7 protein-coding genes and 1 pseudogene are annotated in these 8994 nt (G+C 60.7%); all 8 read right to left on the bottom strand.

Translation table 11 applies throughout. The features are described from left to right. Positions 1–25: 25 nt before the first annotated feature. A complete protein-coding gene (gene malE, locus ACE3OH_RS13185; protein ID WP_374353430.1) occupies positions 26–1318 on the bottom strand; it encodes a maltose/maltodextrin ABC transporter substrate-binding protein MalE in 1293 nt (430 codons plus the stop codon). A 106-nt stretch (positions 1319–1424) separates the two neighbouring features. Next, complete coding sequence (gap, locus tag ACE3OH_RS13180) at positions 1425–2435, bottom strand: type I glyceraldehyde-3-phosphate dehydrogenase (RefSeq protein ID WP_374353427.1); 1011 nt, start codon at positions 2433–2435, stop codon at positions 1425–1427. Positions 2436–2780: 345 nt separating this feature from the next. Continuing rightward, the gene (locus ACE3OH_RS13175; protein WP_374353420.1) at positions 2781–3680 is read right to left on the bottom strand and encodes an aldo/keto reductase family oxidoreductase; all 900 of its coding nucleotides are present in this window, start codon (positions 3678–3680) and stop codon (positions 2781–2783) included. 1 nt (position 3681) lies between these two features. After that, entirely contained in the window at positions 3682–5274 is a 1593-nt protein-coding gene (locus tag ACE3OH_RS13170) for an alpha-amylase family glycosyl hydrolase (RefSeq protein ID WP_374353417.1), read from the bottom strand. 301 nt (positions 5275–5575) lie between these two features. Continuing rightward, on the bottom strand, positions 5576–6016 hold the full coding sequence (locus ACE3OH_RS13165) for a pullulanase-associated domain-containing protein (protein ID WP_374353413.1): 441 nt from the start codon (positions 6014–6016) through the stop codon (positions 5576–5578). 78 nt (positions 6017–6094) lie between these two features. Next, the gene (gene malG / locus ACE3OH_RS13160; RefSeq protein WP_374353410.1) at positions 6095–6985 is read right to left on the bottom strand and encodes a maltose ABC transporter permease MalG; all 891 of its coding nucleotides are present in this window, start codon (positions 6983–6985) and stop codon (positions 6095–6097) included. Positions 6986–6993: 8 nt separating this feature from the next. Then, positions 6994–8520, bottom strand: coding sequence for a maltose ABC transporter permease MalF (malF, locus tag ACE3OH_RS13155; protein WP_374353407.1), 1527 nt, complete (start codon positions 8518–8520; stop codon positions 6994–6996). Between the two features lie 271 nt (positions 8521–8791). Next, positions 8792–8994 (bottom strand): annotated as a pseudogene (gene malE, locus ACE3OH_RS13150) (maltose/maltodextrin ABC transporter substrate-binding protein MalE); the annotation flags it as partial.

Genomic DNA, 8994 nt, shown 5'->3' with positions numbered 1-8994 from the left:
CGACACCGACCACCCGCCGCCGCAATCAGCGCGCCGCCGCCTTTAGCTTGTTTTTGCCCGAGCCATCCTGCGCAGCCTTTCCGGTGATTTGCCGCGCAGCCGCCTCCAGCGCCTCCCTGGGCTTGGCCTGACCCGCACTCACCTGCTTGAACGCTGCCTCCATCGCAGACCAGAACTTGCTCATTTCCGGATTGGACGGCATCGGCTTGCCCAGATGGATATTGTCCATCGAATTGCGGATATGCTCATCGGCATACAGCTGCCAGAACAGCGTGGTATCGGCCGGCACCCCGAGCGGCACGTCCTCATTCATCGCCATCAGGCCATCGGCCTTCAGCAAGAAGCGTTCGAGGAAATCATTGGCCTCGCGCTTGTGCTTGCTATTGCTGGTAATCATTGCGCCAAGCACGCCGACAAAGGGGCGGCCCGGCTTGCCTTTCACCATCGGTATCGGCGCCACTCCGAAGTCGATATGCGCCTTGCGCAAGCCCTCCCACGCCCAGGGCCCGCTGATCATCATGCCCAGCTTGCCGGCATGCATGGCACTTTCCATCTGGGCGTAATTGGCGCCTGTCGGCATCACCCCCTTGTCGATCAGCATTTTCAGCGTTTCCATGCCGGCAATGGCGCCCGCCTTGTCCACGCCGGTATCGCCCGCCTCGTAATTGCCGCGCGGATCGCGGTAGAAGGCATAGGCGCCATTGGCCGCCAGCAAGGGCCAGCTGAAGTAGGTATTGTTGTAATCCCACAGAATGGCCTTGGCACCTTGCTTGCCAAGCCGGGCATCGATGTCGGGGATCTCTTCGAAGGTCTTGGGCGGCACCGGCACCAGGGCCTTGTTGTAGATCAGGCCCACCGCCTCCACCGACAGCGGATAGCCCCACACCTTGCCATTGACGGTAAACGCATCCCAGGCCACCGACACGATATTGTGCTGCACCTCGGCCGATGGTGTGACCGGCTGGATCAGACCCAGCTTGATCCACTCGCCGATGCGGTCATGCGGCCAGATAAAGATGTCCGGCCCGCCGCCCGCCAGCGCCGCCTGCTGGAACTTGCCGGTGGCATCGTCCGGATGCTCGACCTTGACCGCAATGCCGGTCAGCTTGGTATAGCGCTGGCCGACTTTTTCCAGGCCCTTATAGCCCTTGTCGCCATTGATCCAGATGGTGATTTCGCCGGCGGCACAGGCTTGGCCGGCCAGCAGCAGCGCGGCGCCGGCGGCCAACAAGCGGCCGACATGCCTTGCGCATGCAATTTCAGAAAAAGCGGGTTTACGCGTGAGCGAGGCCCACGCCTGATGGAAAACGGCGTTCATTGTGTCACTCCAGATTTTGCACAACAGACAGGCGCTCTGATGGCGCACTTTGGGAAACCGGCGCCGTAGCAATCCACCACGGCGCCGCACAGCAGGAAATGCGCGATCAAGCAGCCAGCATCAAGGCCTTGCAGGTATCGAGCATGCGATTGGAGAAACCCCACTCGTTGTCATACCAGGCCATGACCTTCACCAGGCGCTGATTGCTGACCTTGGTCTGGGTTGCATCGAAATTGCTCGAGGCCGGGTTGTGATTGAAGTCGATCGACACCAGGGGCTTGGTGTTGTAAGTGAGGATGCCGGCCGATGTCGCCGCAGCCGCCTTCACGATCTCGTTGACTTCGGCCACCGAGGTATCGCGGCCGGCGCTGAATACCAGATCGACCAGCGACACATTGATGGTAGGCACCCGCACTGCCAGGCCATCGAGCTTGCCGGCCAGCGCTGGAATCACCAGACCGATGGCGGCGGCCGCGCCGGTCTTGGTCGGAATCATCGACTGGGTGGCCGAGCGCGCGCGGCGCAGATCGCTATGGTAGAGATCGGTCAGCACCTGGTCATTGGTGTAGCTGTGCACCGTGGTCATCAGGCCCATTTCAACGCCAAGGGCGGCATGCAGTGGCGCCACCAGCGGTGCCAGGCAATTGGTGGTACAGCTGGCATTGGAAATCACCGTATGTTCGGCCTTGAGGCTGGCTTCATTGACACCGAATACCACGGTGGCATCGACATCATCGCCACCCGGCGCCGAGATAATCACCTTCTTGGCGCCAGCGGCCAGATGGGCGCCAGCCTTGGCCTTGCTGGTAAACAGGCCGGTGCACTCGAATACCACGTCCACCTGCAGATCGCGCCAGGGCAGCTGGGCTGGGTCGCGAACGCTCAGGTAGCGGATACGATCGCCATTCACCACCAGATGCTCGCCATCAATGCCGACCTCGCCACGGAATTTGCCGTGCACCGTGTCGTATTCGGTCAGATGGGCGTTGACTTCGATTTCGCCGAGATTGTTGATGGCGACGATTTCAAACTCGCCGCGCCGATTGCTTTCATAAAGGGCGCGCAACACATTGCGACCGATGCGGCCGTAGCCGTTGATGGCGATTCGAATGCTCATGACATGCTCCTGTTTGGCGGTCTGACACCGCACGAATTTGGTAATCCGGTTACAAGCCACTTCGGCCTATTGCTACAGACGCGTTTCTTAAATCGACATCACTGGTGCCGGTGCCGCCGGGCAGTGCGTCAGCCAGGCTCAATGTTGCAGACTCCGTTGCGATTCGCGCCGTTTCGGCGCCTGGCTGGCAACCTTGTCACCTGACAAAGACGGCAAGCAATATCGATAAAGTAGTTTTACTACACCTGTAGTCGCCATATGGCAAGTACAACGCTTGTAACTGCCTGCCATTCACCTTGTCGCCACGCTCGACTGCCCGGTCAGCAACCAATCAGCGGGCCGAAGTCACGGCACTTCGCGACCGCGCGCTGCTTCCAGCATTTCGTACCAGTATTGCCGATCCAGCTGTAACTGCTGTGCCTCGACCAACAGGCGCAAGCGCTCGATCTTGCCGGTGCCGAGCACCGGGTGGATCTGCGCCGGATGGCGCAACAGCCAGGCGATGGCCAATTGCTCCGGGCTGGCGCGCAGCTCGCGCCCAAGACGCGCCAGCACCTGCCCGAGGCGCGAATAGTGCGACTCCTTGGCCAGCCTGCCACCGCCCAGCGGCGACCAGGCTTGCGGCATGGTGCCAAGGCGCTGGCATTGGTCGAGCGTGCCGTCGAACATCGCCTCGCTATGCAACAGCGACACCTCGACCTGATTGGCCACCAGCGGGTAGTCAAGCCGGCTTTGCAGCAAGTCGAACTGATGCGGCAGGAAATTGGATACACCGAAGTTACCGACCAGACCACAGCGACGCAGCTGGCCAAACGCTTCGGCGATCTCATCGGCATCCATCAAGGGGTCGGGCCGATGGATCAGCAATAGATCCAGCCGCTCCGCGCCGATTTGCCGCAGCGAATGCTCGACCGAGGCGACGATATGCTGGCGGGTGGTGTTGTAGTGCTTGACCCGATGCTGCGGCCGCGCCGCGCTTTGCAGGGCGATACCGCACTTGCTGATCAGTCTGATGCGTGACTTGAGCGCAGTTTGCGCCCGCAGCGCCTCGCCAAACATCGCCTCGCACTGGTAGTCGCCATAGATATCGGCCAGATCGAAGGTGTTAATGCCCAGCTCCAGCGCTTGCTCGAGCAGGCTTGCCACCTCGACGGGCGTCATCTTCCAGTCGGCAATGCGCCAGATGCCGAGGATCAGGCGCGAGAAGTCCGGATTGATGCGATTGCCCGCCACAGCGTGCGTCATATCACAAAGCCTCCAGCAAGACCGTGCCACTGGCTGTCAAACTGACCGTGCCCGCTACCACTTGGGCAGTGGCACCGCTATAGGCATCGCGCACCGTTGTCCCATCCTTGAATATGCCCGCCACAGCGATGCGGATATCGCCCTGTGCCTTGGGCAACGCCACGATGCGATCGGCACCATGGATACGCGAGAACGCGTACGGCGCCTCGCTGATGCGCGCATGGCGACCACGAGCGATCGCTACATGGCGGGCGCGGAACTGACCCAGCTTGCGCCAGTGCTGCAGCACCGCCTGGTCGATACTGTTCCAGTTCATATCCGAGCGGGTGGACTGCTGCGGGTCGCCGGCACTGGCCGGACCGTCGGGCCGGGCGGTTTCGTCGCCATAGAAAATCTGCACCCCACCGGGTGCCAGCAATAGCGCCGAGCCGGCATCGATCAGCCGCTTACGATCGAGCAGCCGCGTATCGTGCGAGGAGATATAGCTGAGCACATCAAACGCCCGCCCATCCGCCCGGCCAGCCGCCAGCTTTTGCGCATCGCTGGCGTACATCGCATCCAGTACGCTGGCGTCGGCCAGGGCGGCGTTCTGGAAGTCGAAATTCAGCAGGCTGTCAAAGCCGTGGTCAAAGTAGCTGTCGCGGCTGACACCATGCGGGAACACCTCGCCGACCATCCAGAATGGCGCGTCATCGATCTTTTTTGCCGAGTTATTGCGCTTCCACTCGGCCAGTGCTGTATTGCTCGCTTCCTTCAGCGCCTGCCAGGATGCGAGCTCGACATGCTTGGCGGTATCGCAGCGAAAGCCATCAATGCCGTATTCACGCACCCAGTCACTGAGCCATTTCACCAGATAGCCACGCACGGGGGTGTCGGGCAGGTCTAGCGCTCGGGTATCGCGCTTCGCTTTCAAAAACGGCGGCAGGCTGACTGGCTTGGGGTTTTCCGTCTTGAAATCGGGCAAGTAAGCCAGCTGCATGGTCAGATCATCCTGTCCGCCCTGGCTATAACCGGCGAGACCGGCGCGCACCCAGTCGCCGCCCCACCACTGCGCCCATTTCTTGCGGTCGGCGTTGTAGTCGATCCACTCGTGGTAATCGCGCAGCGTGTACTTGCGCTCCGCATCCTTCCACAGCACCGGGATATTCAACTGGGCAGCGCTGGCGATATCGAGATAGCCCGGATGGTTCATCACCACATCGAACAGGATGCGGATGCCCTTGCTGTGGGCGGTATCGACCAGCTCGCGCAACTCATCCGGCGTGCCCATATTCTGGTCGAGCACCGTGTAGTCCAGCGCAAAGTAGCCATGGTAGGCGTAGTGCTTGAACTCGGCCTTGCCGCCTTGCACCCAGCCGTGAATCTGCTCGTACGGCGCGGTGATCCAGATCGCATTGACGCCGAGCTGGCTGAACCAGCCTTCCTTCAATTTGGCAGTGATGCCGGCCAGATCGCCGCCATGGAAGGTCCCGATCTCGCGCTCGCCATCGCCGCTGCGGCCATAGCTGCGGTCATTGGCCGGGTTGCCGTTGTAGAAGCGATCGGTAATGGCGAAGTAGACGATCGGGTTGGCCGCAAAACCGGCAGGCAGCACGGGCTCCTGCGGCTGCGTAGCAGCTTCGGCGGCAGCGACGGCAAGCGGTCGGGACGCGGGTGCCGTGGCACAGGCGGCGAGCGCGGCACTAAGCAAAAGCGAGGCAAGCAGGCGTGAGTTCATGGCAAGCAAAGGTTAAGCCGGTGCCGACCGCAATGCGGCGTGGCAACCAGCCTTGGATTCGAGAATGAAGCGCGAGCCGGGCGGCGACGCCAAATACGCGGCACCGTAGCAATCGCGGCTAAAGCCGCTCCCACTGGGCCAGCATCGCACCCGGCTGTCGAAACAGATGATGCGAGTCTTATCTCGGCGCAGCGGCCAGTGCCTCGGCCTTGCTCTTGTACAGCGTGGCGTCACCGCTCATCACCCAGATTTCGCGGGCTTCTTTGCTGTCGAACTGCTGATCGCCACCCTTCTGCTCTTTCGAATCACCCTTGTGGATGATGTAGTGGACGATGCCGGTCGAGCCAAAATCCTTGATCTTGAATTTCCAGTACACGCCGAAATCATCGCTACCGTCCGGCGTGGCCGGCGAGCCCCAGCTGATGCCGTCGAGTGGCTGATCGGACGAACCCGGCGCCCGTTTCCAGGCATGCACGCCCCAGTTCTTGTAATTGCCATCCGGGCGGTGATAGTGGATCGCCACTTCATCGGCAGCCAATACAAGGTCCGCAGCGAAAGCCGGCAGGCTGGTCAGTAACAGGCCAGCCACCAGGCCCAGCAATAGTTTGCGTCGCTTCATGGTCATCACTCCATCTTCTTGGTTGAATCCGAATGCAGGCGCAAGCGAAGCTGCGCCTGCCGTGAGCCGGTGTTGCACTTAACCCTTCACGCCGCCCGAAGTGAGCCCGGCAATCATCCACTTTTGCGCCAGCAGGAACACCACCGAAATCGGCAGGCCCGACAAAATCGCGGCAGCAGCAAAGTCACCCCAGCGATAGTGCTGCGGATACAGGAACTGCTGGGCACCCACGGCCAGGGTGAGGTTTTCCTTCTCGTGCAGCAGCACCGAGGCAATCGGGTATTCGATGATTCCCTGGATAAAGGCGAGCAGGAACACCACCATCAGAATCGGCACGGCCATGGGCAGCAAGACATGGCGGAAGGTCTGGAAATGCGTGGCGCCATCCACCTTGGCCGCCTCTTCGATTTCCACCGGGATGGTGTCGAAGTAGCCCTTGATGGTCCAGATATGCAGGGCAATACCGCCGGTATAGGCCAGGATCAGCCCGCCATGGGTATCGATACCAAGCCGCGGCACATAGCTGCCGATCTGCTCGAAAATCGCATAGATCGCCACCAGGGCCAGCACCGAGGGAAACATCTGGATCAGCAGCAAGGAACTCATCATCTGCTGCTTGAAGATGAACTTCATGCGGGCAAAGGCATAGGCGCAGCTGGTGGATAGCAGCAGGGCAATGCCGGCCGACAAGGCCGCCACCTTGATGGAATTCCACAGCCACAGCAGCACCGGGAATTGCGGCTCGACCAGGGTGCCATCGACATCCTGATACGGTATGCCTAGCGCCAGCTTCCAGTGCTCGAAGCTGATATGCGCCGGGATCAGGTCGCCACTGGCGAAATTGCCCGGCCGCAAGCTGATCGATAACACCAGCAAGAATGGGAACACGATGACAGCAATCAGCGCGATCAGGCCCAGATGGGCGGCAAAGACGCGCCAGCGATGTGATTTGTCCAGAACGATAGCCATGCTTGCTCCTAACGCGCTTCGCTTTGATTGACCTTGGTCAGCCGCAGATTCACCAGCGACAACACCGCCACCATGACAAAGATCACCGTAGAAATCGCGGCCGCCAGGCCGAAGTTCTGCCCGGAATCGCGGAAGGCGATGCGATAGGTGTAGGACACCAGCAGGTCGGTGGTGCCGGCCGGCACCTTGGTATCGAGGAAGTCCGGACGACCATCGGTCAACAGGGCGATCAGCACGAAGTTATTGAAATTGAAAGCAAAGGCCGAAATCAGCAGGGGCAGCATCGGCTTGGCGATCAGCGGCAGGGTGATCTTGAAGAAATTGGTCAAGGGCCCGGCGCCAACAATGGCGGATGCCTCATACAGATCGGCCGGGATGGCTTTGATCAGGCCCATGCACACCACCATCATGTAGGGGTAGCCCAGCCAGGTATTGACGATCAGCAGCATGCTCTTGGCAAGGAAGGGGTCGTCAAACCAGGCCGGCCGTATGCCGAACAGCATGTCCAGCATATGGTTGAGCTCACCGAAGTTCTGGTTGAACAGGCCCTTGAATACCAGAATCGAAATAAAACCCGGCACCGCATAGGGAAGGAACAGCATGATGCGGTAAAAGGCACGAAAGCGTAGTGCCTCCCAATTCAGCAGCACCGCCAGCACGACGCCGACCGAGAAACAAAACAGCACCGACAGACCGGAAAACACCACGGTCCAGCCGAAGATGCGCAAAAAAGGTTCGCTGAATGCCCGATCGGTAAACACGCGGGTGAAGTTGGCGGTGCCGACCCCGACCTTGAAGCCCGGCTGCTGCCGCTCGCCGGCTGCCGTCTCATAAAAGCCGGTATTGAAGTTGGGCCGCAACACGGTGCCGTCTTGCTGATTGGTCAGGGCATTGTCGCTACTGGCCTTGTACAGGGGCCGTACCGGGGCGAATTCGCGCAGGCCGGCGGCGCTGGCCACCTGGCCATTGGGCAGCACCACCGACACCGCCTTCAGTGCCTTGAGGTTCTGGATCAGCGTCTTGGTATCGGCCGCTTCGCCCATCGGCGCATCGGTCGGCGCGATGGCCTGCGCCTCTACCCGTAGCGGCTCGACCTGCTTGAGCGCCAAGGCTGGCGTGACAAAGGCATTGCCCTTGTCGTTTTCGAGGCGAATGCGGAAAGCCTTGCCATCAGCATGCAGGGTGAAATTCAGCCGCTCGCCATCGACGGTATAGGTCTCATCGAGAAAGTACTGGCGAGCGCGCTCGAAACTCAGCAGGTTCTTCGAGCTGTAATTGGTAAAGCCGATGGCAAAGGTATAAGCCAGCGGAAACACCACGAATACCAGCGCCGCCAGCAAGCCCGGGAACAGATAGCGGTAGGCATAGGCACGGCCCGAGGTATAGACGAAGGCGGCAAAGGCCAGTACCGCCAGGCAGGAGATCGCCAGCATGGTCTGCCCGGCGAGATAGATCTTGTAGGTAAGCATCAACCCGGCGAGCAGCAATACGATTGCCACGCCGACCCAAAGCCATAGTTCCAGCTTGCGACCCATTATCAATTCTTCCTTCAAGCCACCTGTCCCGATCGATGGAACGGCCTGGGCAGGCAGCAAGATTGCGCGGTGGTGATGCGGCCATGCGGCCCATTCCCGCCAGGAATGGGGTGGACATCCACGATGAAGCAGATCCGGCGCCGGGCGATCGCGGCGAAAGCCGCTCCCACCGGCGCGCTGATTCACAGCTGCATCGGGCAAGCCGCATGGTGCAAAGCGAAGCGTCGGTGGACGAGGGCTGTGCCCTACTCCACCGGCCTTGCATCAGTGATCACTCACCCTTGATGCGCTTGGCTGCCGCATCCAGACCTTCCTTCACGCCCTGGCGACCCGAAGTGATGTTCTTCAGGGCACTTTCCATCGACGACCAGAAGCGACCCATTTCCGGATTGTTCGGCATCGGGTTGCCAGCCTGGGCCGACTGCATGGTGGCCTTGATATTCGGGTTCTCTTGCAGTTCCTTGAAGAAAGTCT

It is taken from the genome of Chitinimonas sp., assembly GCF_041904975.1.
GTDB lineage: Bacteria > Pseudomonadota > Gammaproteobacteria > Burkholderiales > Chitinimonadaceae > Chitinimonas.
Note: the sequence above shows the minus strand (reverse complement) of the source record. Positions and strands in the feature narration are given on the sequence as shown.